The organism is Neisseria sp. P0021.S006, assembly GCF_051956895.1.
In genome coordinates, this window is the sequence record NZ_JBQCWZ010000895.1 from 1 (window position 1) to 593 (window position 593).

The following is a 593-nucleotide window of genomic DNA, read 5'->3' on the forward strand; positions in this document are numbered from 1 at the left end:
GTTGACGGTTGATCAGTTCCAGCAATTCGGACAGGGTGTCGTCTTGCGCCGCCGGTTGCGGTAGCGGCATAAGGTGCTGTAATCGGGGATACTCAGTTCGTCAAAACGGCAAAACAGGTTGAAATCGATGCGGGTGATGAGGCTGTGTTCGAGCTCGGGATCGGAGAGGCTGTGCCATTGGCCGAGCAGGACGGCTTTAAACATGGACAACAGGGGATAGGCGGGACGGCCGCGGTGGTCTCTAAGGTAACGGGTTCTTTGACGGTTCAGGTACTGTTCGATCGGTTGCCAATCAATCACTTGATCCAATTTCAATAGTGGGAAGCGGTCGATGTGTTTGGCAATCATGGCTTGGGCGGTTTGCTGGAAGAAGGTACTCATGGAAAATCCCCTAAATGTCTTAGTAGGAATTTAGGGGATTTTGGGGAATTTTGCAAAGGTCTCAGGCCGTCTGAAAGTATATTTTTCAGACGGCCTTTTGTATTGTTCAATGATTAGAAGGGAATATCGTCGTCGATATCATCAACCGGAGCAGTCGGTTGTACCGGAGCAGGACGACGGGCTGGGGCGGCTGGGGGTTCTTGAGCTGGAGC

1 pseudogene is annotated in these 593 nt (G+C 51.9%); it reads right to left on the reverse strand.

The window, feature by feature from the left end:
• Window positions 1-381, reverse strand: a pseudogene (locus ACTHUM_RS17765) (transposase); the annotation flags it as partial.
• Window positions 382-593 lie beyond the last annotated feature (212 nt).